This window comes from Bradyrhizobium sp. URHD0069 (assembly GCF_000701345.1).
Taxonomy (GTDB): domain Bacteria; phylum Pseudomonadota; class Alphaproteobacteria; order Rhizobiales; family Xanthobacteraceae; genus Bradyrhizobium.
Window position 1 is genome coordinate 23526 of the sequence record NZ_KL370775.1, and the last position, 23076, is coordinate 46601.

The following is a 23076-nucleotide window of genomic DNA, read 5'->3' on the forward strand; positions in this document are numbered from 1 at the left end:
AAGCCGCGAAATCGGGCGCGCCGGGCCCGGTGTGCGGGTCCTGCGGCTGCGAAATCGGGGAATTGGGCCATGAAGTGCCTCTCTGACGGCAACAGCCCTGTGATGGGCTCAGGCCAGTATCTCGTTGATCTGAACCGTGGCTTGCGTATCGGTGAAGTTTGGGATGTCGGCGAATATCTCGCGGCCGTGCGCCTTGCCCGCGGCTTTGAAATTGTCGATAGAGCCGAAAGTCAGCAGCGCCATCATCTGATAATCGGCGCCGCTGCCATCCGGCTTGCCGGTTCCCTTAGCGACTTGAACCTGACTCAGCCCGTGCGGGTTCCAGCGCTCCTTGACCAGCGGGATATGTTTGCCGAGATAATAATCGAGGTCGAATTTCGTCTCGGCCCCGGCGGGGTACATCACCGTGATGAGGATCATGGTCATCTCCTGAATAGATTGCGGGTTTGATGGCCGGCGCCGATTGATCGGTGCCGGATGGAAGGATCAGGGGCGCACGGCGTTCATGGTAAGCAGTTCATAGGTTGCCGCGGTGTCTCCCGTGGCTGTCGTGATCTCGACGTCCCAGCGCACCTCGCCATACTGCTTGTTGCGCGGCGACTTTTCCTTCGCGGTCAACCGCACCTTGATGGCTTCGCCGGGCTGCACCGGCTTCACAAAGCGCAGCGAGTCCAGGCCATAATTGGCAAGCACCGGACCTGGATCGGGATCCACGAACAGTCCTGCGGCGAAAGACAACAGAAGATAGCCATGGGCGACACGACCGGGAAAGAACGGATGTCCCTTGGTCGCTTCCTCGTCCATGTGGGCGTAGAAGGTGTCGCCAGTAAAATGAGCAAAGTGCTCGATGTCATCCAGGGTGATCGTGCGCTCCCCGGAAATGAAGGTCTGTCCAACAGCCAGGTCTTCGAAGTGATAGCGGAACGGATGGCGTTCCTTCTCGACGATCGGTGTACCCTTGGACCAGCTTCCCGTGATTCCGGTCAGCATGGCCGGTGAGCCCTGCAATGCGGTGCGTTGCATGTAGTGATGCAGGCTGCGAATGCCGCCGAGCTCCTCGCCACCGCCGGCGCGGCCGGGGCCGCCATGGACCATTTGTGGCATCGGCGAACCGTGGCCGGTCTGTTCCTTGGCGCAATCGCGATCGATCAAGACGAGGCGTCCGTGGAAGCAACTGACGCCAAACACGAGGTCGGCTGCCGTGCTGGTGTCGTGCGTATAGATGGATGCGACGAGACTGCCGCCGCCGCGATTGGCTAGTGCGATCGCGCCGTCCAAGGCATCGTAGCCCATCACGGTGCAGACCGGGCCGAACGCTTCGATCTCGTGAACGCTGACGGCACGGGCGGGATCTGGGCAATGCAGCAGCAGCGGTGGAACGAACGCGCCGCGTTTGGCATCTGCGCCTTCGACAGCGAAATTGTCGGGATCGCCAAAGACCAGTTCGGCTTCGGCGCGCAGCTTCGCCACATTTGCAAGAACGTCGCGCCGCTGGTCGAGGCCAACCAGCGATCCCATCCGCACGTTTTCCAGTTCGGGATTGCCGATGGTGACCTTGGCCAGCCGCTCGCGCAGCGCCGAGATGACCGCATCGACATGAGCGGACGGCGCGATGGCGCGGCGGATCGCGGTGCACTTCTGCCCTGCCTTCACCGTCATTTCCTTCGCCACTTCCTTGACGAAGAGGTCGAACTCCGGCGTGCCGGGAGCGGCATCCGGCGCAAGGATAGCGGCGTTGAGCGAATCCCGTTCGGCCACGAAGCGCACGGCCTCGCGCGCGATGACCGGATGCCGCTGCAGCTTCTGCGACGTCTCTGCGGAGCCGGTAAAGGACACCACATCCTGGCAGGTGAGGTGATCGAACAGGTCGCCGGTCGAGCCGACGATGAACTGAAACGCGCCTTCGGGAACAAGGCCGGACGCCGCAATCATGCGCGCCAGTGCATGCGCCACATAGGAGGTCACGGCCGCAGGCTTGGTGACAACCGGGACGCCGGCGAGCAGGGCGGGAGCAAGTTTCTCCAGCATGCCCCAGCAGGGGAAGTTGAATGCATTGATATGCACGGCCACCCCGCGCATCGGTGCCATGATATGCTGGCCGGCAAAGCCGCCGCTTTTCGAGAGCGATTCGACGCCGCCATCGAGAAGAAATTTGGCATTTGGAAGTTCGCGGCGTCCCTTGCCGGCATAGACGAGCAAAGTCCCGATGCCGCCATCGACATCGATCATGCTGTCGGTGCGAGTCGCGCCGGTCTGGAACGACAGTTTGTAAAGCTGTTCTTTTCGCTCGGTCAGATATTGTCCGAGCTTCTTCAAAATATCTGCGCGCTGGTGGAAGGTCAGCCGTCGCAGGTTGGCACCGCCGATACTACGGGCATAGTCGAGCGTCTTGCGCATATCGAGGCCGCCGCTCGCCGCCTGTGCGACGACATCGCCGGAAACCGCGCTGGCGATCTCGATCATCTCGAGCCCGGGGGCTGCCCATTGACCGTACACAAAGCTTTCGAGTTTCATGAGATCGCTCTTTTCTTTGGGGTGCCTGGGTTGCGATTGAAGCACCGCTACTTCCGCCTCGTGGCGGCGCGTTTTGGCGCGCGTGCCTTCTGCACCTGCAGGTCTCGCGTTCCATAGACGATCAGTCGTGTCACCAGGTCGGCGTAATCCGCGCGGGTGAAAGGACCCTGGCTCCTGAACCAGAGGTAATGCCAGTTGACCATCCCGAACAACGACATGGTCACGGGCTTGAGCATCGTCGTGTCCTTGAGCTCCGGAGCGACCGCCGATACTGCGCTCGAGAAGATGCGCACGAGTTCGCGTTCCATGTTCTTCAGCGCAGATTGCCGCTCGTCCGACAGGAATCTCATGCTGCTGATCTGGACGCTGTGCTGCGCATCGGCATCGCGATATGCTTCGAGTAGCGCCGCTACCAGTTCACGCAGCCGCGCGTTCGGTGCCAGATCGGGCTGGTCTGCAGTCTCTACGACCTGCAGCAGGTCTTCGAGGTGAACGCGGATGACGTCGAACAGTAACTCATCCTTGTCCTTGTAATAATGATAAAGATTTGCCTTCGACACCCCGCATGCGGCGGCAATCTTGTTCATGGATGCACGATCATAGCCATACTCGGAGAATAGCTCCGCCGAGCGATCGAGGATCGCGCGACGCTTATCGTCGTAGTTGTTGGCGCGGAGACGGGCCATGTTGAAGAGGGTTCCCTAGAGGTCTAGCGGTCGGCGGTCAACTATGCGACGGGCCTTGCCGGCCGATCGCTCGATGCTATCGGGGTCGCGGATGATGACGCGCGATGTGATGCCGATGGTGCCCTTGATCACTTGCTCCAGCCGGTTGGCGGCTGCCTGGCGTATATCGGGAGCGGAGGATTCGGGGCGTGCCTCGACGTGAATCTCCATCTCGTCCAGGCGACCGCTCCGCGTCAACACAATCTGGTAATGCATCGACAGCTCCGGGATGGCCAGGAGCTTCTCCTCGACCTGAGTTGGAAACACATTGACGCCGCGCAGGATGATCATGTCGTCGGTCCGGCCGGTGACCTTCTCCATGCGCCGCATGGCGCGGGCCGTGCCGGGCAGCAGGCGCGTGAGGTCGCGCGTCCGATAGCGAATGATCGGCATCGCCTCCTTAGTCAGCGATGTGAATACCAGCTCGCCCTCCTCGCCGTCGGGCAGCACCTTGCCGGTGTGGGGATCGATGATCTCCGGATAGAAATGATCTTCCCAGATATGCAGGCCGTCTTTCGTCTCCACGCATTCGCTGGCCACGCCGGGGCCCATAACTTCCGACAAGCCGTAGATATCGACGGCGTGGAGATCGAAAGCTTCCTCAATCTCTTCGCGCATCGCATTGGTCCAGGGCTCGGCGCCGAAAATGCCGATTCGCAACGACGACTTGCGCGGATCGAGACTCTGCTTTCTGAATTCATCGAGGATCGCCAACATGTAGGATGGAGTGACCATAATGATGTCAGGCTTGAAATCGGTAATGAGCTGCACCTGACGCTCGGTCATGCCGCCCGAGACCGGGATTACCGTGCAACCCAGACGTTCCGCGCCATAATGCGCACCGAGCCCACCCGTGAAGAGGCCGTAACCATAGGCATTGTGCAGTTTCATGCCGGCACGTCCGCCTGCCGCGCGGATCGAACGGGCGACGACAACGCTCCAGGTCTCAAGATCGCGCTTGGTATATCCAACGACCGTCGGTTTGCCGGTGGTTCCCGATGAGGCGTGGATGCGCGCGACCTGTTGCTCGGGAACTGCGAACATTCCAAACGGATAGTTGTCGCGTAGATCGGCTTTGGCTATGAATGGAAACTTTGCGAGATCGTCGAGGCTCTTGAGATGGTCGGGATGAGTGCCCGCTGCGTCAAACTTGGCGCGGTAATGCGGGACGTTGTCATAGGCGTGGCGCAGCGACCACGCCAGCTGCTTGAGTTGCCATGCACGAAGATCCGCCGCGGCGGCGACTTCATAGCGGTCGAGTTCGGTGGGCTTGGGCTTAAGCTGGTCCAGTTTACGCAACGGCATCTGCAACATGGAGGTCCCCCAAATCGGCTTTTTACTGAGCTTTGGTGGAATTCGATGGGAGCAATTCGCCCGAAATGGTGCGCGAGTGCCCGCGGAATTCGGCAACGACGATGTTCTTGCTGTCCCGTACGGTGACGTCATAGATACCGCCACGCCCGGCCTTCGAGCGCTCGACGGCATGGGCGGTGAGGGTCTCGCCAGCATGAACGGGCCGGATGAACGTCACGGCACACTGCTGTGCCACGGTGCGCTGATTGTAGGTGTTGCAGGCGAATGCGAACGCCGAGTCGGCGAGCGTGAAGATGAACCCGCCGTGGCAGATATCGTGGCCATTGGTCATGTCCGACCGCACGGTCATGGCCAGCACGGCTTCGCCTGGCGCAATGCGCCGGATCGACATTCCCAGCGCCTCGCTGGCGCGGTCGTCGTGCCACATCGCATCTGCGCAGGAATGAGCCATGGTCTGCGCCGCAGTGCCGGACAGCGCCTCGCGCGATTCCATCACTGCCTCCCGACGAAGCGCGGCGCGCGTTTTTCCATGAACGCGGTCACTCCTTCCAGATAGTCAGACGTGCGACCGGCTTGTCCCTGAAGATCGCATTCAAGGTCGAGTTGCCGGTCGAGGCTGTTTGTTTCGGACGCGTCTAACGCCTTTTTCATCAGAGCGAGGCCAGCAGTCGGCTGCGTCGCAAAATGTGTGGCGAGGCGATGGGCTTCGGCCATCAGGCCGGCGTCATCGACTGCTTTCCAGATCATGCCCCAGGCTTCCGCCTGGTCTGCCGGCACGGGTTCGGCGAGCAATGCGAGCGCTCTGGCTCGCGCGGTGCCCACGAGCCTCGGCAAAATCCAAGTGCCGCCGGCATCCGGAACGAGGCCGAGCTTGGCAAAGGCCTGAATGAATTTTGCGGAGCGCGCGGCAATCACGATGTCGCAAGCGAATGCCACATTGGCGCCAGCGCCGGCGGCAACGCCGTTCACCGCGCAGATCACCGGCATCGGCAGGCTGCGCAGTTTGCGGATCAAGGGATTATAGTAGGTCGCGATGGTGACCGAGAGATCCGGCGTTTCGCCTGGCGTAAAAACGCCATCGGATAGATCTTGGCCGGCGCAGAACCCGCGGCCGGCGCCGGTAAGAACCAGCGCCCGGCAGGAGGTGTCGGCTTCCGCGGCGATCAGCGCTGCCAACAAGTCAACGTGCATAGCGGCGCTGAACGAGTTCAACCGGTCGGGCCTGTTGAGTGTGAGAACGCGATAGCCATCGCGGATATTGGTCGTGACGAGATTCATATCCACCGCTTCCTCCCAATTATTATTTTTCGGCTGTGCGCCGTTGTGAAGCAGATAATACTATTGACCAACCGTCCGGTCAATTATAAAAGTCGATGCGGGATTTGGTGCCTCGGGCGCGGCTTGGCCGCTAGGATGCACACTAAGCGCCAGGCGAGCTCAAAAATGAGCGGCCATCACAGGGAGGAAACGAGATGACGTGCCAATCGCATATCAAGAGCCTTGCTATGGCCGCAGCCGTCGCGCTGTGGGGTCTATCTATCCACAGTCCTGCGTTCGCGCAGCAGACGGTCAAGATCGGGTCTGTGCTGTCCGTCACCGGGCCCGCGTCGTTTCTCGGTGAGCCCGAGGATAAGACGCTGCGCATGTATGTCGACAAGATCAACGCCGCCGGCGGCGTGGCCGGCAAGAAAATCGAACTTGTGATCTATGACGACGGCGGCGATGCCAACAAGGCGCGCACATTCGCCACCCGGCTGATCGAGGACGACAAGGTCGTGGCGATGGTGGGCGGATCGACCACCGGCACCACCATGGCGATGATTCCGGTGTTCGAGGAAGCGCAGGTGCCGTTCATTTCGCTCGGCGGCGCGATCGAAATCATCGAGCCGGTCCGCAAGTATGTTTTCAAGACGCCGCACACCGACAGGATGGCCTGCGAAAAAATCTTCGAGAACCTGAAGCAGCGCAACCTGACGAAGATCGCCATGATCTCCGGCACTGAAGGCTTTAGCACATCGATGCGGGCGCAGTGCACCAAGGTGGCGCCGAACTACGGCATCCAGATCATCACCGAAGAGACCTACGGTCCGCGCGACAGCGACATGACCGCGCAGCTGACCAAGATCAAGAACACCGCCGGGATCCAGGCGGTGGTCAATCCCGGCTTCGGCCAGGGCCCGGCGATCGTGACCCGCAACTACGCCCAGCTCGGCATGACCGCGACGCCGCTCTATCAAAGCCATGGCGTGGCCTCGAAGAGCTTCATCGAGCTCGCAGGCCCGGCGGCGGAAGGCGTGCGCCTGCCGGCAGCGGCGCTGCTTGTCGGTGACAAGCTGCAGGACACCGATCCGCAGAAGAAGGTCGTGGTCGACTATAAGAAGACCTATGAAGACACCACGAAGCAGCCGGTCTCCACCTTCGGCGGCCATGCCTATGACGGCCTCTTCATCCTGGTCGAGGCCATGAAGCGGGCGAATTCGACCGACCCGAAAAAGCTGCGCGACGAAATCGAGAAGACCAAGGGGTTTGTCGGCACCGGCGGCGTCGTGAATATGTCGCCTACCGACCACCTCGGGCTCGACCTCTCGGCGTTCCGCATGCTCGAAATCAAGGGTGGCGACTGGAGCCTGCTGGCACCGGGGACCTGAAGCATGATCGCGTTCGAGACTCCAGGGCTAACGGCCTCATGGTTCGAGACGCGCGGCTGCGCCGCGCGCCTCACCAAGAGGGAAGAGGGAGCGTGCTGCAATTGATGCGTCATTTCCGGACTTGATCCGGCAATCCACCTTTATTCAAGAAGATAGATACGCGCTGCAAGAAATGGATACGCGGGTCAAGCCCGCGTATGACGCAGAAAGTATGACACCAGACCCTCATCCTGAGGAGGCGCGAAGCGCCGTCTCGAAGGATGAGGCCACCGCAATGCTTGAACGCGCGGCAACGCGAGCCGCTGAGGGTCATGGCCGAATTTTTCCAATTCCTGATGTCAGGGCTGACCGTGGGCGCGGTTTATGCGCTGGTCGCGCTCGGCTTCACGCTGGTCTACAACGCCTCCGACGTGGTGAATTTCGCGCAGGGTGAGTTCGTCATGCTGGGCGGCATGGTGACGGTGTTTGTTGCCGCCGCCGGCGTTCCGCTGCCGCTCGCGGCGCTCATTGCAGTTGTCGCGGCCGTTGCCGTCGGACTTCTGCTGTATTGGCTTGCGATCGAGCCGGCGCGCGGCGCCTCCGCCGTCACTTTGATCATCATCACCATAGGCGCTTCGATCCTGCTGCGCGGCGCGGCGCAGATCCTTTTCGACAAGCAATTCCACAAGCTGCCGTCATTCTCCGGCGATACGCCGGTCAATCTGTTCGGCGCCGCGGTGCAGCCGCAGAGTTTCTGGGTGCTCGGCGGCACCGCGGTGATCGTCCTGTTGCTGTACGCGTTTCTTGAACGCACTGTGCTCGGCAAGGCGGTGCTCGCCACCGCGGCGAATCGGCTGGCGGCGCGCCTCGTCGGGATCAACACCGCAACGGTGATGGCCTTGGCGTTCGGCGGATCGGCGGCCATCGGTGCCATCGCCGGCATCCTGATCACGCCGATCACCCTGACGAGCTATGACGTCGGTACACTGCTCGCGCTGAAAGGTTTTGCTGCGGCGATGCTCGGCGGCATGGGCAATCCGCTCGGCGCGATGGCGGGCGGGCTCCTGCTCGGCCTGCTCGAGGCGTTCGGGGCAGGCTACATCAGCTCGACCTACAAGGATGCGTTCGCCTTCATCGTCATTCTCGTCGTGCTGTTCGCTATGCCGCAAGGCCTGTTCGGGCGGCGCGTGGTGGAGAGGGTCTGATGCCGGCATGGTTCGGCCATCGCAGTGTGACGCTGATCGTGCTGGCCGCGATCGTGGTCGTACTGCCGCTGCTGTTTCCGTCCAGCTATTACTTTCGCGTCGCATCGCTGGTGTGGGTGTCGGCGTTCGCGGCGATCGGCCTCAACATCCTGATGGGGCAGGCGGGCCAGGTCAGCCTCGGCCATGCCGGGTTCTTCGGCATCGGTGCCTATGCGGTCGCGATCGGGCCGGCGCATCTCGGCCTGCCGTCGTGGGGTGCGCTGCTCATCGGCGCGGTGATCTCGGCAGCGTCGGCCTGGCTCGTCGGCCGTCCGATCCTGCGCCTCAAAGGGCATTACCTCGCGATCGCGACGCTCGGCCTCGGCGTGCTGGTGGCGCTGGTGATCACCACCGAAAGCCGCTGGACCGGCGGGCCGGACGGAATGTCGGTGGCAAAATTGTCGCTGTTCGGATGGCGCGCCAGCGGATCGAGCACCTGGTACTGGATCTCCGGCGGCGTGCTGGTCGTCGGCACCTGGATCGCACTTAATCTCGGCGAGACGCCGACCGGCCGCGCCCTTCGCGCTTTGCACGATAGCGAAGTCGCCGCGCGCGTCGCCGGCATCGACGTCGCCCGCTTCAAGCTGCAGGCCTTCGTCATTGCGGCGGTCTATGCGTCGCTGGCGGGTTCCATGCTCGCCATGATGAACGGCTTCATCAATCCGGATCAGGCCGGCTTCCTGCACTCGGTCGAGCTCGTCACGATGGTGGTGCTGGGCGGGCTCGGCTCGGTGGTCGGCAGCATTGTCGGCGCCGCTGTCCTGATCACGCTGCCGCAGGTGCTGACGGTGTTCCAGGAGTATGAGCATGTGCTGCTCGGCCTGATCATCATCGTGTCGATGATCTTCATGCGCGACGGCATCGTGCCCACCGCGTCGAGATGGCTGGCAAGGCGGGTGCGGGTATGACGATCCTGGCTGCCAGCAACATCGGAATTTCGTTCGGCGGCATCAAAGCCATCGACGGCGTCAGCTTCGCTGTCGATGCGGGCCAGATTCTCTCCATCATCGGGCCGAACGGCGCAGGCAAGACCACGCTGTTCAATGTCGTGTCGGGTCTCTACGAGGCGGATCAGGGGCGCGTCGAGCTGGTGGGCGAGGATGTGACGAGCCTTGCGCCCGACATGCTCGCCGCCCGCGGTCTGTCGCGCACCTTCCAGAACCTGCAGATTTTCCAACGCATGACCGCCGCCGAGAACGTGATGGTCGGGCGGCATTTGCGCGAAACCTGCAACCTGTTCGCCGACCTGTTCCGGCTGCCGTCGGTGACGCGGCAGAACCGCGCAACACGCGAGGCGGCGCTGGCGCTGCTCGACGGTGTGGGCCTGCGTGGCAGCGCCGATCAATTGGCCGGATCGCTGCCGTACGGCGCCTGCAAGCGGCTCGAAATCGCCCGCGCGCTCGCCGCCGAGCCGCGCGTGCTGCTGCTCGACGAGCCGGCGGCCGGCTGCAACGCGGTGGAAACTGAAGAGATCGATGAGCTGGTGCGCCGGGTTGCTGCAAAAGGCATCGCGGTGGTGCTGGTCGAGCACGACATGAAGCTGGTGATGAAGATTTCTGACCGGATCCTGGTGCTGGAGCGCGGTCGGCCGCTGACGGAAGGCACGCCGCGCGAAGTGCGCGACAACCCGGCGGTGCTGGAGGCCTATCTCGGCAAACACGGGGCGGGGGAAGCGGCACGTGCTTGAGGTTTCGAACCTACACAGCGCCTACGGTCGCATCGAGGTGCTGAAGGGCGTCAGCCTCGAGGTGCGCACGGGCGAAGTGGTGGCGCTGATCGGCTCCAACGGCGCCGGCAAGACCACGCTGTTGCGCGCGCTGTCGGGCGTGCAACCGATTACCGGCGGCGAAATCCGCTTTTTCGGCACGCGCATCGACAAGCTGTCGCCGCACCGGCGGGTGGAGCGCGGCATGACGCAGTCGCCGGAGGGGCGGCAGGTGTTCGGCCCCCTGAGCGTCGAGGACAATCTGCGGCTCGGTGCCTACATGCGGCGCGACGGCGAGATCGAGAGCGACCGCGAGCGGGTGTTTGCGATGTTTCCAGTGCTGCGCGAGAAGCGCCACCTCGCCGCCGGCGGGCTGTCCGGCGGTCAGCAGCAGATGCTGGCGATCGGCCGCGCGCTGATGGGAAAACCCAAACTGCTGTTGCTCGACGAGCCGTCGCTGGGGCTGTCGCCCATTCTCGTCGACCAGATCCTCGCCGTCATCGTGGCGCTGAAGGCGAGCGGCATCACCGTGCTCTTGGTCGAACAGAACGCCACAGCCGCGCTCGAAATCGCCGACCGCGGCTACGTGCTCGAGACCGGCCGCATCGCCTCGACCGGCGCGGCCTCGGTGCTGTTGTCCGATCCCAAGGTCAAGGCCGCTTATCTCGGCGCGGATTAGGCGGGCCGCGTAAGTCGAACCTGTTGAGGTGATCGGCTCACCGACGGCTCGGTTGGCGAGCTGCTGTATGCCTTCTATGACGAGCAAACTGCGTCCCGAAACTGGATCTATCGCCGCGGCTCCATCCCCTTCGACGAAATCGAAGCAATCCATGTCGGGTCGACGATGCTCGCCGACGACAAGGGGGCGGCCCAAGCGCTTGCTCTGGTCGAGGATGCGCGCGGATCAATCACCATCTCGTTCGATCCGAATTGCGGGCCCAATCTCGTCAAACACAAGGCCCACTACGGCGATCTCATGGATGCGTTCGCCGCCACCGCAGACATCGTGCGAATGTCGGGTGCCGACTTTGAATTTCTGTATGGCGGTAGCGATTATGCGGGCGCGCTCATTCGGAGCGTTGGCAGAGTTGAACGTTGCAGCAACTTCTCCCAGGGTAGTCAGTCAGAATAACGGACACCAAGCTTGCTTATTTCTGAGTAGCACGCCTGACCCGGTCTCGATCGCGCAAGACTTCGGCAATTTCAGACCCGGTTCCTGCGACATGCCGTTCGATCAATCGCGTTGCACCCCTGACATCGCCTGCAAGAGTGGCTTCGAGCAGGGCGCGGTGCTCATAGCGGTCCTCATCAATCGTTCCGACCAGCGTGGCCTCCACCCGAAGATACCTCGCAGCCGCATCGATGTACTGACCGATCAGTTTGTGCAGGCGGTCGCCTGCCGCGGCCGACAGCGAAAGATGAAATGCTCGGTGCGCATTTGAGGCGTGTTCGGATGCCGCCTGCTCCAGAGTCTGTAGAGCGGCGGCAGCGGCGACCTTTTGACGTTCATCCAGACGCGGGATGGAGCGTCGCAATGCCAACGATTCCAGCGCGGCGCGAATGTCGAAAATCTCGAGCGCATCGTCCGGGTCCAAAGGGGCGACCACCACGCCTCTATTGGGCCGATTGACGACCAGGCCTTCCGCTTCAAGCGTGCGCAGCGCTTCACGCACCGGCATTCTGCTGACGCCGTAAGTCGCTGCGAGTTCTTCCTGTCGAATAAGACTGTGAGCGGGCCGAGTGCCATCCAGGATTGACGTGCGGAGGTTTTCCAGAAGCCAAGTGGCTGTGGATACCGGTCGCGGCGCATGAGCGGTATCAGTCATAGGTGGATATTGGATCCGTAGTTGATAAACCTATGAGCAAAAGGCGCTCCATTTGGTGGCAGGAGGGTCAATTGGATCCAGGAAAACTTCCGAATCCGGCATCGGCCTCTCTATGCTACCACAAATTACTGAAAGTCGAGCTGTCTGCCCGACGAATTAAAGCGGAAATAGCGATCTCTTGACCTGCAGCCACGCGGCGCCAATGGCATGACAATTGCTTGCTTAAGTTTGGATCCAAAGATCCGGCGCGGCAAGCGTGCTTCCAGCTAAGGAAAATAACATATGGCGACGATTTTATGGAGATTCTTGGTTTGCCTGTCCAGAGAGCGAAAAAAGATCTTGCCAGTCCGAAATATTGGATCCAGTATCCCATCAGTTAAAGGTGAGTTCCCGCTAGTCGAAGCCATAACAGGGCCGACGAGAAGGCGAGAGTGTTCGGCAGTCGTCCGTCATTCAAGTCGGCACATCAGAACCGGATCTCGCCGCGAATGGAGGAAACTAATGATTTGCCATCGTGCAGTTTTGGGATTCTTGTCGGCTTTCTTGCTGTCCGCGTCGCTATCGACACAAGGCGCGCAAGCGGCCGATAAACTGACGTTCGTGACCGACTTCGGATATCTGGGGCGCCACGCATATTATTTCGTTGCCTTGGACAAGGGGTACTACAAAGACGCCGGTCTGGATGTCGATATTGTCCGCGGACAAGGCTCGGCAGACGCGGTCAAGCAGGTTGCCGCGGGTACCGCGCAAATTGGCTTTGCCGACGCCGCCTCGGTTATTCTTGGCCGCGCCAATGACGGCGTTCCCGTGAAGTTGGTGGCGGAGGTTTACGCCAAACCGCCTCACGCCGTTTTCACCATCGAGGGTTCGCCAATTACAAAGCCCAAGGATCTGGAGGGCCGAACCATTGCCGATTCCGCATCCAGTTCGCTTCCCAAAATGTTCCCCGCCTATGCGAAAGCCGCCGGCATTGATGCGAGCAAGGTGAAGTGGGTTTTCGTCACCAGCGATGCGATCGCAGCTACTCTTGCCCTGGGGCGCGCGGATGCAGTGACGTACTACACCATCAGCGAAGCCTTGATGCAGAAGGCCGTCGCTCCGAAGAAACTCGCCATTATGAAGTTTTCGGATGTGGGCATGGACTTCTACAGCAACGGGATCATCGCGAATGACGAGGTCATCAAGTCCAAGCCGGACATGGTTCGGCGCTTCGTCCAAGCCACGTTGCATGGTTTGAAGGATGCGATCAACGATCCCGAGGCAGCAGCAAAGATTCTGAATAAGTATCAGCGCCAGATTGATGTCGATGTCGGAACTGCAGAAATGAAGGTCATTTCAACTCTGGTGCAGGCGCCGCCAGAGCCGTTGGGTGTCGTGGACAAAGCCCGGATGAAGCGGACGATCGACCTTGTCGCGAGTTCGTTCGATCTGAAGAAGCCTGTGACGACCGATGACGTGTTCGCGGACGGCTTCGTGACCAAGTGAGTTAATCGCAAACAACCAACAGAAACAGGTTATCGACTCTTCTCAATCTTTGAGAACTCTGATGCGTCGTCGGGTTACTCTGGCGCGCCAGAGACCGGATCGAACTTCAACGAGAGCATTCAAGAGGCCGCCGACGTATGGGTAAAAGCCAAACCGTGTCTTTCTCATCTCGAGAATCGCTGATGGAAGAGTCCAACAAGTTTCTTCAGGAGAGAAAACGGCCGGAACGGCCGACGGACAAGGTCGTTATCGAAAAGCTCCACAAGACATATTTGACTTCAAGCGGCAGGACGGTCGCGCTTCAGGACGTCAACCTGACGATCGGAAAGGACGAGTTTGTCGCTCTCGTCGGCCCATCAGGATGCGGAAAATCTACCCTGCTCCGCGCCATCAGCGCCCTGATCAAGCCTTCGAAGGGGAAGATCCTTATCGACGGCACTCCCGTGTCCAGTCCGAGCAATCAGGTAGGGATTGTATTTCAGCAGGCCGTGTTGCTTCCCTGGCGGACGGTTTTGGACAACGTGCTTCTGCCGGCCGAAATCCTTCGCCTCAATCTCGTCAAAGCCCGGGCGCGAGCCCGCGATCTTCTGAATATGGTAGGCTTGTCGGGATTCGAGGCGCGATATCCCGGCGAGTTGTCGGGCGGGATGCAGCAGAGAGCCGCGATCTGTCGCGCTCTGATTCACAACCCGTCCATGCTTTTGATGGATGAACCGTTCGCGGCGCTGGACGCGCTTACGCGTGAAGAGCTCGGGCTGGAGCTTCTGCGGATTTGGGCTGCGGAAAAGAAAACGATTGTTTTTGTGACACACAATATCTCCGAGGCGATTTTGCTCGCCGACAGGGTTGTTGCCATGTCGCCGCGCCCCGGGCGGATTTCGGAAATCATTTCGGTCGATCTGCCGCGCCCCCGTGCGCTCGATATGGAGTTTCTGCCGGAGTTCAAATCGTATTCGGATCGCGTCCGTGCGGTCATCGGTCACAGCTGAGGGAGTGGACCATGACTGAACAGACGATCTCGCAAATCGACACCGATATCGAAGACGAAGTGATCCCTGAGGGTCGCTGGTCGATAAAGGACAGTATCGCGCCCCTGCTGACATTTGCCGTGCTCCTCCTGATTTGGGAGGGTTGCGCCATTTACTTGGCTATTCCGACCTGGCTTTTGCCGGCACCGTCCGAGATCGCGAAAGCCTTTATCGAATGGCATGGCGAATTGTGGCGCCATACGCTGGTTACGCTCTGGGAAACGCTTGCCGGATTTGCGCTCGCGATCGCGCTGGCGATTCCGCTCGCAGTTCTGGTCGTCTATTCGCCGTTCCTCCGTAAATGCATCTATCCGCTTCTTCTTGGATTGCAGTCCGTTCCAAAAGTCGCGATTGCTCCTTTGCTCGCCCTCTGGATCGGCTTCGGCGTCTTGCCGAAGATATTGGTCGTCTTTCTGGTCTGTTTCTTTCCGATCGTTGTCGCCACAGCGACCGGCTTGTCATCCGTGCAACCGGCGGTGATGGATCTGATCCGCTCATTGTCGGCCAATCAACTGCAGACGTTTGTCAAGATCCGCTTCCCGACGGCGATGCCTCATATCTTTGTTGGTCTGAAGATCGCAATCACATTCGCTGTAATCGGCGCTGTGATAGGTGAATTTGTCGGAGCGGAATCAGGATTGGGGTATCTCATTCTCGCATCATCTTCGCAGGCGCGCACGCCAGTGGCGTTTGCCGCTCTGGTTGTCCTGACGATCATGAGCATCGTGCTGTACTACGCGATGGAGTTCATCGAAAAGCTCGCCGTTCCCTGGGCCGTTGGCGAATGACAGGACAGGCGATGATTTCGCCATCCCGCTGAAGCACGAACGTGCGCTCCTCCGAAGGAGGAGGTGGTTGGCGGTGACCGTTTGTCTGCCGGAAGGAACTTGGCAGCATCTCCTGCCCTCAATACTCACGCCATTCGACCGTCGTAAAGGAGAAGCCAAATGAAGCAGCACACTCAGGTGGGGGAAACCTCATGGGATCGAAAAAATCCCCGCGACGTGCGACGAGCCGCTCGCAGCATGGGCTACACGGGTTACACGGCCGGGTTGGCGCCGGGCCATGTGCAAGCGAACATCTGCATTCTTCCCAAGGCCTGGGCGGAAGATTTTCTGCTGTTCTGCCAACGCAACCCCAAGCCGTGTCCATTGCTTAGCCGTTCAGATGTCGGCAGTCCGCGCTTACCGTCGCTTGCTGACGATCTCGATATCCGGACCGACATTCCGCGCTACCATATTTTCAGGGATGGGAAGTTTGTCGAGGAGGTCACCGATATCTCCGCGTATTGGCAGGATGATCTCGTAACGTTCGCTCTGGGCTGTTCGTTTTCATTCGAGGAGGCTCTTCAGGAGGCCGGAATTCCTCTTCGCTTTCTGTCCAACAACAATGTCGCCGGCGTCTATGTCTCGAATCTGCCCACCGAACCTGCGGGGGCGTTTGCAGCACCGCTAGTGGTCACGATGCGATCCTTCCGTCCCTCCGATGCCATTCGCGCGATCCAGATCACGTCCCGTTTTCCCAACGTTCATGGAGCGCCTGTTCACATCGGCAATCCGGGAACGATCGGCGTCGACCTCAACAATCGATATCAGAACGTCGGTGACGGCACGGTTGCCGACGGCGAAATCCCGCTGTTTTGGGCGTGTGGATTGACGCCGCAGTTTGCGGTGATGAGTGCGAAGCCGTCGCTATGCATTACCCATGCGCCGTCCTCGATGCTGGTGACCGATTTGCGTAACGCAAGTCTTGCCGTGCTGTGATTTTTTTAACTGCGATGTGGAGCGTAACGATATGACCGCCTGTCGCGATTTTGAGCTGCCGGGCAGATCAGAGGCCGTTGGCGCAAATGGGATGGTCGCAACCTCTCATCCGCAGGCGACTCTCGCTGCGCTTGATGTCCTGCGGGCCGGTGGAAACGCGATCGACGCAGCCGTCTGCGCAGCCGCGGTACAGGCCGTTGTTGAGCCGACGCAGACTGGAATCGGTGGGGACTGCTTTGCTTTATTCATGCGCGAAGGCGAGGCGACGCCGACAGCATTGAACGGCTCCGGCTGGGCGCCCGAGGCCGCCAATCTGGACTGGTATCTCGATCGCAGAATGGCCGAGATCGAAGTCGAAAGCCCGCATTCCGTGACGGTGCCCGGTGCATTGGCAGCGTGGGAAAAGCTTGTTCTCGATCATGGACGCCTGCCGTGGGGCCGCGTTCTTACGCCGGCGATTGAAGCTGCCGAGGAGGGAAGCTGCCTGCCGGAGCGGCTGGCACGCGATTGGGGCAAACAAGTCGGCAAGCTAACGCGAAACCCGGCGGCAGCCCGGCTGTTTTTGTTCGATGGCGAAGCCCCGCGCGCTGGAATAATTCATCGACAGCCGGCGCTGGCCCAGACCCTTCGTGAAATCGCAGTCGCGGGTGCGAAGGCATTTTACACGGGACATCTTGCAGAAAAACTGGTCGCGACCTTGCGCGAGCGCGGGGGCCTGCACCGTTTGGAGGATTTCGCGGACTTCGGGCCCGAGTACGTGACAGCCATTTCCACGAATTACCGCGGCTATGACTTATGGGAATGTCCGCCGAACGGGCAGGGGGTCGTTCCCATGCTCATGGCAAAGGCTCTTGAAGGATTTGATCTGTCGAATTGGCAGTCGGTGAGTGTCGAGCGCTTTCACGTCATGGCGGAAATCGCGCGACAAGCCTATGCCGAACGAGATCTTTTTGTTGCCGACCCCCGAACGGGGAAGGTTCCGGTCGATTGGCTGCTATCGGATGCGCACATCCGCCATCTGCGCCGAAACGTATCATTGACTGGTCGGATCTTGAACCTCGAAACCGTTCTTCAACGTCCGCACCGCGACACAGTATTCATATCGGTTGTCGACCGCGACCGTATGGCCGTTTCGCTGATCAACTCCGTCTTCGAAGATTTTGGCTCCGGAATCGCCTGCGAGAAGACGGGCGTCCTGTTTCACAATCGTGCGTCATCATTTGTGCTGGAGGCTGGTCATCCCAACTGCATCGCGGGCCGCAAACGCCCCATGCATACGATTATCCCGGCGATGCTGACGAGGAATGGTCAAGCCGTGATGCCATTCGGCGTGACGGGGGCGCACTTTCAGCCGTTCGGACAGGTGCAGATCCTGACGAACATTGTCGACTACGGCATGTCGGTCCAGGGCGCGATCGATCATCCGCGCATGTTTGCGCGGGATGACACTTTTGAAATCGAGCGAAGTGTGCCGGAAGAGGTCATGCTTGGTCTAGGGAAACTCGGTCATCGGGTTACGCGTCCTGAGAACCCATTGGGAACGGCCCAGGCGATCTGGATTGATCGGAAACTCGGTGTTTTACGGGGCGGGGCCGACGGCCGACGCGACGGAATTGCGCTTGGCTATTGATCAGGCATCAACATCATCGGTTAACGAAGCAAATGGCGGGCGATATGAGCGTTATCAAATCAAGTGCGTTTCAGTTGTTAAGCAATCCGCAACTTGATCGCTCCGTTTCTTACGACCGCGAGGGCCGAACGGATATTCTGAGCGACACAGCTTTTCAGGTCGCGAGGCGGGAGATCATGTCCTGGCCCGGCTACAGCGAAACCCCGCTCAGGAAATTGCCAAAACTGGCTCGTGCGCTGGGCGTGAAGCAAATCATCTACAAGGATGAAGGCGAGCGGTTTGGGCTCGGCAGCTTTAAGGCCCTTGGAGGAGCCTATGCCGTCTTTCGTCTTCTTCAGCAGGAACTGAAGCAGCGGAAGGGAGTCACGGTCCACAGCAAGGACCTGTTATCGAAATTATTTTCGGAGACAACGTCCGAGATTACGGTGACATGCGCAACAGATGGAAACCACGGCAGATCGGTTGCCTGGGGGGCGCAGAAATTCGGCTGTCCCTGTGTTATCTATGTTCACGCAGGTGTCAGCGAGGCGCGTTGCCGCGCGATTGCTGCTTACGGCGCCGAGGTCAGGCGCATATCGGGGAACTATGACGACGCTGTCAGGCAGGCTGCCAGCGATGCCGCGAAGCATGGCTGGCACGTCGTTTCCGACACATCGTATGAGGGTTATCTCAGCGTTCCGCGCGATGTGATGCAGGGCTACAGCATCATGGTCGACGAGGCGCTTAGCCAATTGCAAGAGAAGCCAACTCATGTTTTTGTTCAAGGTGGCGTGGGAGGATTGGCAGCGGCGGTTTGCTCACACCTTTGGCAGCGCTATGGCGAACAGCGCCCGAAATACATTGTTGTCGAGCCCGACAAAGCGGATTGCCTCTATCGAAGCGCTGCGGCCGGTCAACCAACCGTAGTGCACGGCGCTCTTGACACGATCATGGCTGGGCTTGCTTGCGGCGAGGTTTCCCTGCTTGCGTGGAAGATCCTGCAGCCAGGCGCAGATGCGTTTATGACGATCACGGATGATGCCGCTGCTGAAGCGATGTGCATCCTGGCAGATGCAAGGTTCGGCGATGAACCTGTTGTGGCTGGAGAGTCGGCCGTCGCCGGCCTTGCGGGATTGGCGCTCGCCGCGAGCGACGCGGGCAGCCGCGCCAGCCTCTCTCTCGGTCCGGATAGCGTGGTGCTGCTTTTCGGAACCGAAGGTGCAACTGATCCCGAAGTCTACCAGCGGATCGTGGGACGTTCCGCGGATGTCGTCAAAGCCGCAGCGGCGTGAGAGGCTCACAAATGTCGAATTTGGACCAAGTTCTTCATACGATCGATGCTGAAATTCAGGCGGAGCGCGAATCTCTGGTCGACCTTTGCCGGCGGCTCGTGGCGGCGCCAAGCGCAAGCCCGCCAGGCCGCACGGTTGAAGTGGCACAAATCGTCGAGAAATTCCTGAATGCCGGAGCGATCCGAACAGAGACCGTAGCCGAAGATCCTGAGGCGCCCAACATTGTGGGGCACGTTTGCGAAGGAGTAGGTCGGCACGTCGTGTTCAACGCGCACATGGATACGATGCAGCCCGGCGACGAAAGCAAATGGTCGGTTCCGATTCTCGAGCTGACCAGGAAGGACGGACGGCTCTATGGCCTTGGCATGGGAAACATGAAAGGCGCTCTTGCGGCGATGTGCGTCGCCTCGGTGGTGTTGGCGCGTCATCGAAAATCTCTTCCCGGCCGCCTCAGCATGACGGCTGTCTGTGATGAAGTGATGTTCGGCGAGAGAGGCGCGGTCCATCTTCTGAAGATGCGGCCCGATGTGCATGGTGACTTCCTGATCAGCGGCGAGGGCCCTGGTTTCATGCAGCTCGCGCCGGCCGAGAAGGGCCTGCTATGGCTGGACATTGAGACAACCGGCGACGGTGGACATTCCTCCGGCGCACTGCGTGGGAAAACGGCGGCGGCGAAGCTTGCAGGACTTTTGGCGCGCATTGATCAGATCAACGACTTATATGCCGATATCCCTTCGGAGATTTCTAGCATCTCGGGGGGAGATGGAAATCTCGGGCTGCGCGTCTCCCTGAATGCCGGGACGGTGGAGGCCGGCGGCGTACGAAGCCTGATTGCAACGCAGGCCCGCGCGCAAATTGATGTTCGTCTCCCTCCCGGGATCAACGGGGCCGCGATCGAGCAGAAGGTTCGGCTTGCAGCTGAAAACGACCCAGGCATCGCGATCAAAGCAGTCAAGGCGTGGGATGCAAACTGGACGGCGCTCGCCAATCCGGTGGTCGCAGAGCTGTCGTCTGCCGCCGCAGCAGTACGTGGCAAGGCGCCACAATTTGTCGTCCGTCTGCCTGGGAGCGATGCGCGGCGGTGGCGAGACCTGGGCGTGCCGGCTGCGTGCTACGGACCGCAGCCGACTTTGTCTGCCGGGGTGGACGACTATGCTGGCGAACAGGATGTTCTCGACTGCGCACGAGTCTACGCGCGCACTGCAATTCGCCTCATGCAAAATTAGGTTGGGGCATACCGCCGGTTGATCTTGCGGAAGGTGATTGTGGCGTTCTGGACGAAATCCATTTACAATCAATCATATCGCGACGCTTTTGCATGAGCGCGTTTTTCAAACACCGGTGTCCAGTTGAGCCCGAAAGCGGTGACCAAACGTCCAGCCGGAAAGAAGCGCAAGGCCTACTCGGGCCCAGTCCAACATTCGATCTTTGAGCGGTCCGCAGCAGGCAGGAAGCCCGGTGAGGTATTGGGAGACTATGCGTATCGCGTGTTGCGCGAATCCATTCGCGCTGGTGCCTTCGAGCCTGGTGATCATCTCCGTGAGGCCGATGTTGCAAATTGGCTCGAGATTAGCAGAACGCCTGTACGGGAGGCGTTTCACCGGATTGTATCCGAGGGGTTGCTGGTCATAGGCTCCTGGAATGGCGCGATGGTCGCGCAGCTCGATGCCCAGCAGCTTGTGGATCTTTACGCCGTGCGCGCTTTGCTGGAGGGGGCCGCGGCAGGCTGCGCCGCGGAACACGCCTCGCGGGTAGAGATCAAAAACCTCTTTGCGATCGCTGACAGGGAGATGGCGGCCAAAAACAATCCGGAGGCTCTCGTGATCATCAATGCGGAGTTGCATCAGGCGATCTATAGCGCCGCGCACAATCGTTATCTGCTCCAGTCCCTGAACACCATTGTCGACACCTTGGGGCTTTTGCGTCACTCCACGTTTGTGCTGCCGGGCAGCATCGAACTGGCACACAAGGAACATTTGGGGATTCTTCGAGCAATCCAGGACGGCGACTCGAAGCGAGCTGAGCAACTGGCCTCCGCCCATATCAACAATGCCCTCGAACTGCGCCTGCAGCTTCTTCGGGAGAAGGGAAAGTAGAAGCTCTTACAATCGGCCGGTTTCTCGGAAGACTCAGGATGTCAGCACGCCGTCAGGATCGAGTTCCCGGAGAATACGAAGCTCGGTCCCCGTAGGTAACTGTGTGATGGGCAGGTCGCTGTCAAACAGGAGTTCGAAACCTGTATTTTCCTGAACCTGAGACGGGGAAACGCCGGGATTCAGGGCGATAACTTTCATCTCCCTAGAATGCTCGTCAAAACCAAAAACCGCAAGCTCGGTAACGACCCGGAAAGCTCCGCCGCTCTGCAGACCGCTTTCATGGCGGGTCGACCGTCCACGAAGCCAACCTGGGCTGGTGACAAAGTCGACATGTTCGACAAAGCGACGCTTCTCGTGCTTCATCGTGACCATAAGGTTGGTCAGGCTGGCGATATCGTTGCCGCCGCCGCTTCCCGGCAAGCGAATGGCTGACTTGTTGCCGGTCCCGTTGATCAGCGAACTATTCAAATTGCCGTATTTGTCGATCTGGGCGCCGCCCATAAAGCCGATATCGACATATCCCCGTTGCAACAGCAGAAGGACCTCCGAACTGCCGAGAACCATATTCGAGCGCTTCGCCCCGCGTTGATCGTTGGTCGACGGCGGAAGCCTTCCCGGCTCAACCAGAGCGCCGATCGTTCCACCTTCAAAGAGGATGGTGAGGTTTGGACAATGTGCTCGTTGCGCAAGCGCTGCGGCCAGAAGAGGGATTCCGATGCCCGCAAAAACGACCTGACCATTCCTGAGCTCGCGCGCGCTTAAGATAGCGAGGTGTTCGTTGGTGGTGAACTCCGCAAGCTTAGTCATTGCTTCTCCCCCTGTGCGCTGCGCCCAGAACCTCTTCAAGGCCGATCAGGTTCAGGTAGTCATTCCACGAACGGGGAGCATAGATGTGTTCGTCGAGGTAGCTTTTCATCCCACCGATGGGATCGGAATTTACCTTCCTCACGTAACTATCCAAATGGTTCATCATGGGCTCGTAAACGCCGTAGCATTCATGTGGCGCCGACCCAAAGGGAACCTCGACGACTCCGTCGACACAGAAAAACGGAATTTTGGTCTGGTCGGGTGCGCGCCGGATCTGGTCGTTAGATATGATGCGTTCAGTTGTCAGAATGACCTTGTCGGCGGCCATCGCAAGATCGATGTCCATGAATTGCAGACCTTCGATGCGGGCATTTCCGTACGGATCACAGCTGTGAACATGGATGATCGCGACGTCCGGGTTAAGCGCAGGGACGAGAAGTATATTTTCGCTCGTGAAGGGGCAATTGATCACGCGAGCTTCGGGCCGCGACGCAAGAACGTCGGATCCCAGCATCGGCCGCATAGGCATGAAGGGCACGCCCATCGCGCCCGCACGGAAGCGCATCCCGATGGCCAGGTGACTCCATTCATCGTAACGGGCTTGGCCGCTCTCGACGTGCATTCTCATGACCTTCGAGATACCCCACATGATCCCTTGGCTAAACCAGCTCGTAATGATGTGGTTGCTCAATCCCGATCCAAGCAGCAGGTCACCTTCGCTGGTGGTAATGGAGCGCGAACAAACAAGGTTCTTTCGTCCACTTCTGATCAATTGCCAAATCATCGCCATTGGGGTGCGTGACATCATACTTCCGCCGATTCCGACCGACTGGCCATCGGTGATCAAGGCCGATGCATCTTCCAGCGACATGACTTTTTCGCTGAGGCCGCGATCGCGCCGGGACAGCCTTTCCCGCAAGTCTGAATACGATCGTGCTTTTTCCAAATGCATGCCGTGGCTCCAAGTTTTTCTCATTCCAGCACGAGTGCTCAGGATGTGTCCGGCCAGAATCGCCGCGCGGCAGTTGATTCCTAGAATTG

The 23076-nt window shown here is 59.9% G+C and carries 23 protein-coding genes; 14 read left to right on the top strand and 9 right to left on the bottom strand.

Annotated features, from left to right (window positions below; translation table 11 throughout):
* Window positions 1-108 precede the first annotated feature (108 nt).
* The 6 genes from N554_RS0130715 to paaG all read right to left on the bottom strand — a co-directional run bounded on the left by N554_RS0130715 (window position 109) and on the right by paaG (window position 5831).
* Window positions 109-420, bottom strand: coding sequence for an EthD family reductase (locus tag N554_RS0130715; RefSeq protein ID WP_029586933.1), 312 nt, complete (start codon window positions 418-420; stop codon window positions 109-111).
* Window positions 421-486: 66 nt separating this feature from the next.
* On the bottom strand, window positions 487-2514 hold the full coding sequence (gene paaZ, locus N554_RS0130720) for a phenylacetic acid degradation bifunctional protein PaaZ (protein ID WP_029586934.1): 2028 nt from the start codon (window positions 2512-2514) through the stop codon (window positions 487-489).
* A 47-nt stretch (window positions 2515-2561) separates the two neighbouring features.
* Window positions 2562-3200 carry a TetR/AcrR family transcriptional regulator gene (locus tag N554_RS0130725; RefSeq protein WP_029586935.1) on the bottom strand — a complete coding sequence of 213 codons (639 nt, stop codon included), beginning with the start codon at window positions 3198-3200 and terminating at the stop codon, window positions 2562-2564.
* Window positions 3201-3215: 15 nt separating this feature from the next.
* Window positions 3216-4553: a phenylacetate--CoA ligase PaaK gene (paaK, locus tag N554_RS0130730; RefSeq protein ID WP_029586936.1), complete on the bottom strand. Its 1338-nt coding sequence runs from the start codon at window positions 4551-4553 to the stop codon at window positions 3216-3218.
* 22 nt (window positions 4554-4575) lie between these two features.
* Complete coding sequence (gene paaI, locus N554_RS0130735; RefSeq protein WP_029586937.1) at window positions 4576-5046, bottom strand: hydroxyphenylacetyl-CoA thioesterase PaaI; 471 nt, start codon at window positions 5044-5046, stop codon at window positions 4576-4578.
* A complete protein-coding gene (gene paaG / locus N554_RS0130740; RefSeq protein WP_371259543.1) occupies window positions 5046-5831 on the bottom strand; it encodes a 2-(1,2-epoxy-1,2-dihydrophenyl)acetyl-CoA isomerase PaaG in 786 nt (261 codons plus the stop codon). Before paaG ends, paaI begins: the two co-directional genes overlap by 1 nt.
* Before the next feature lie 227 nt (window positions 5832-6058).
* Between paaG and N554_RS0130745 the strand changes: the two genes are divergently transcribed.
* From N554_RS0130745 to N554_RS43270, 6 genes are all read left to right on the top strand, one after another.
* Window positions 6059-7201, top strand: a complete 1143-nt coding sequence (locus N554_RS0130745; RefSeq protein ID WP_371259544.1) for an ABC transporter substrate-binding protein — start codon at window positions 6059-6061, stop codon at window positions 7199-7201.
* A gap of 311 nt (window positions 7202-7512) precedes the next feature.
* Window positions 7513-8385 (top strand): branched-chain amino acid ABC transporter permease, encoded by an 873-nt coding sequence (locus N554_RS0130750; RefSeq protein WP_029586940.1) that lies wholly within the window; start codon window positions 7513-7515, stop codon window positions 8383-8385.
* Window positions 8385-9332 carry a branched-chain amino acid ABC transporter permease gene (locus N554_RS0130755; protein WP_029586941.1) on the top strand — a complete coding sequence of 316 codons (948 nt, stop codon included), beginning with the start codon at window positions 8385-8387 and terminating at the stop codon, window positions 9330-9332. Before N554_RS0130750 ends, N554_RS0130755 begins: the two co-directional genes overlap by 1 nt.
* Window positions 9329-10111, top strand: coding sequence for an ABC transporter ATP-binding protein (locus tag N554_RS0130760; RefSeq protein WP_029586942.1), 783 nt, complete (start codon window positions 9329-9331; stop codon window positions 10109-10111). The genes N554_RS0130755 and N554_RS0130760 overlap by 4 nt, the downstream gene beginning before the upstream one ends.
* Window positions 10104-10808, top strand: coding sequence for an ABC transporter ATP-binding protein (locus N554_RS0130765; RefSeq protein ID WP_029586943.1), 705 nt, complete (start codon window positions 10104-10106; stop codon window positions 10806-10808). The genes N554_RS0130760 and N554_RS0130765 overlap by 8 nt, the downstream gene beginning before the upstream one ends.
* 165 nt (window positions 10809-10973) lie before the next feature.
* A complete protein-coding gene (locus tag N554_RS43270) occupies window positions 10974-11261 on the top strand; it encodes a carbohydrate kinase family protein (protein ID WP_051677808.1) in 288 nt (95 codons plus the stop codon).
* A 16-nt stretch (window positions 11262-11277) separates the two neighbouring features.
* Here the strand turns inward: N554_RS43270 and N554_RS0130775 are convergent, their stop codons facing one another.
* Window positions 11278-11955, bottom strand: a complete 678-nt coding sequence (locus tag N554_RS0130775) for a GntR family transcriptional regulator (RefSeq protein WP_029586945.1) — start codon at window positions 11953-11955, stop codon at window positions 11278-11280.
* Between the two features lie 282 nt (window positions 11956-12237).
* Here N554_RS0130775 and N554_RS0130780 point away from each other — a divergent pair, with 282 nt between their 5' ends.
* The 8 genes from N554_RS0130780 (at window position 12238) to N554_RS0130815 (ending at window position 21228) form a co-directional block, all read left to right on the top strand.
* Window positions 12238-13440, top strand: a complete 1203-nt coding sequence (locus N554_RS0130780; protein ID WP_245283765.1) for an ABC transporter substrate-binding protein — start codon at window positions 12238-12240, stop codon at window positions 13438-13440.
* Window positions 13441-13622: 182 nt separating this feature from the next.
* Window positions 13623-14429, top strand: coding sequence for an ABC transporter ATP-binding protein (locus N554_RS0130785; RefSeq protein ID WP_081851512.1), 807 nt, complete (start codon window positions 13623-13625; stop codon window positions 14427-14429).
* 11 nt (window positions 14430-14440) lie between these two features.
* Window positions 14441-15256, top strand: coding sequence for an ABC transporter permease (locus N554_RS0130790; protein ID WP_029586948.1), 816 nt, complete (start codon window positions 14441-14443; stop codon window positions 15254-15256).
* Window positions 15257-15415: 159 nt separating this feature from the next.
* The gene (locus tag N554_RS0130795; protein WP_029586949.1) at window positions 15416-16231 is read left to right on the top strand and encodes a putative hydro-lyase; all 816 of its coding nucleotides are present in this window, start codon (window positions 15416-15418) and stop codon (window positions 16229-16231) included.
* A 91-nt stretch (window positions 16232-16322) separates the two neighbouring features.
* Entirely contained in the window at window positions 16323-17861 is a 1539-nt protein-coding gene (locus N554_RS0130800) for a gamma-glutamyltransferase family protein (protein ID WP_197033814.1), read from the top strand.
* Window positions 17862-17905: 44 nt separating this feature from the next.
* Window positions 17906-19132 carry a diaminopropionate ammonia-lyase gene (locus N554_RS0130805; protein ID WP_029586951.1) on the top strand — a complete coding sequence of 409 codons (1227 nt, stop codon included), beginning with the start codon at window positions 17906-17908 and terminating at the stop codon, window positions 19130-19132.
* Between the two features lie 260 nt (window positions 19133-19392).
* Complete coding sequence (locus tag N554_RS0130810) at window positions 19393-20358, top strand: M20 family metallopeptidase (protein WP_245283766.1); 966 nt, start codon at window positions 19393-19395, stop codon at window positions 20356-20358.
* A 123-nt stretch (window positions 20359-20481) separates the two neighbouring features.
* Window positions 20482-21228, top strand: a complete 747-nt coding sequence (locus tag N554_RS0130815) for a GntR family transcriptional regulator (RefSeq protein WP_051677809.1) — start codon at window positions 20482-20484, stop codon at window positions 21226-21228.
* Between the two features lie 33 nt (window positions 21229-21261).
* On the opposite strand, the gene N554_RS0130820 is transcribed toward N554_RS0130815, so the two are convergent.
* On the bottom strand, window positions 21262-22035 hold the full coding sequence (locus tag N554_RS0130820; protein WP_029586954.1) for a CoA-transferase subunit beta: 774 nt from the start codon (window positions 22033-22035) through the stop codon (window positions 21262-21264).
* On the bottom strand, window positions 22028-22987 hold the full coding sequence (locus N554_RS0130825) for a CoA transferase subunit A (protein ID WP_029586955.1): 960 nt from the start codon (window positions 22985-22987) through the stop codon (window positions 22028-22030). The genes N554_RS0130820 and N554_RS0130825 overlap by 8 nt, the downstream gene beginning before the upstream one ends.
* Window positions 22988-23076: the final 89 nt, after the last annotated feature.

Coding starts and splice junctions, on each gene's coding strand:
- N554_RS0130715 (WP_029586933.1), bottom strand. CDS start 420: ATGATCCTCATCACGGTGATGTACCCCGCCGGGGCCGAGACGAAATTC.
- N554_RS0130775 (WP_029586945.1), bottom strand. CDS start 11,955: ATGACTGATACCGCTCATGCGCCGCGACCGGTATCCACAGCCACTTGG.
- N554_RS0130725 (WP_029586935.1), bottom strand. CDS start 3,200: ATGGCCCGTCTCCGCGCCAACAACTACGACGATAAGCGTCGCGCGATC.
- N554_RS0130795 (WP_029586949.1), top strand. CDS start 15,416: ATGAAGCAGCACACTCAGGTGGGGGAAACCTCATGGGATCGAAAAAAT.
- N554_RS0130825 (WP_029586955.1), bottom strand. CDS start 22,987: ATGCATTTGGAAAAAGCACGATCGTATTCAGACTTGCGGGAAAGGCTG.
- N554_RS0130750 (WP_029586940.1), top strand. CDS start 7,513: ATGGCCGAATTTTTCCAATTCCTGATGTCAGGGCTGACCGTGGGCGCG.
- N554_RS0130755 (WP_029586941.1), top strand. CDS start 8,385: ATGCCGGCATGGTTCGGCCATCGCAGTGTGACGCTGATCGTGCTGGCC.
- N554_RS0130785 (WP_081851512.1), top strand. CDS start 13,623: ATGGAAGAGTCCAACAAGTTTCTTCAGGAGAGAAAACGGCCGGAACGG.
- paaK (WP_029586936.1), bottom strand. CDS start 4,553: ATGTTGCAGATGCCGTTGCGTAAACTGGACCAGCTTAAGCCCAAGCCC.
- paaG (WP_371259543.1), bottom strand. CDS start 5,831: ATGAATCTCGTCACGACCAATATCCGCGATGGCTATCGCGTTCTCACA.
- N554_RS0130800 (WP_197033814.1), top strand. CDS start 16,323: ATGGTCGCAACCTCTCATCCGCAGGCGACTCTCGCTGCGCTTGATGTC.
- paaI (WP_029586937.1), bottom strand. CDS start 5,046: ATGGAATCGCGCGAGGCGCTGTCCGGCACTGCGGCGCAGACCATGGCT.
- N554_RS0130745 (WP_371259544.1), top strand. CDS start 6,059: ATGGCCGCAGCCGTCGCGCTGTGGGGTCTATCTATCCACAGTCCTGCG.
- N554_RS43270 (WP_051677808.1), top strand. CDS start 10,974: ATGCTCGCCGACGACAAGGGGGCGGCCCAAGCGCTTGCTCTGGTCGAG.
- N554_RS0130790 (WP_029586948.1), top strand. CDS start 14,441: ATGACTGAACAGACGATCTCGCAAATCGACACCGATATCGAAGACGAA.
- N554_RS0130760 (WP_029586942.1), top strand. CDS start 9,329: ATGACGATCCTGGCTGCCAGCAACATCGGAATTTCGTTCGGCGGCATC.
- N554_RS0130780 (WP_245283765.1), top strand. CDS start 12,238: ATGGCGACGATTTTATGGAGATTCTTGGTTTGCCTGTCCAGAGAGCGA.
- paaZ (WP_029586934.1), bottom strand. CDS start 2,514: ATGAAACTCGAAAGCTTTGTGTACGGTCAATGGGCAGCCCCCGGGCTC.
- N554_RS0130820 (WP_029586954.1), bottom strand. CDS start 22,035: ATGACTAAGCTTGCGGAGTTCACCACCAACGAACACCTCGCTATCTTA.
- N554_RS0130805 (WP_029586951.1), top strand. CDS start 17,906: ATGAGCGTTATCAAATCAAGTGCGTTTCAGTTGTTAAGCAATCCGCAA.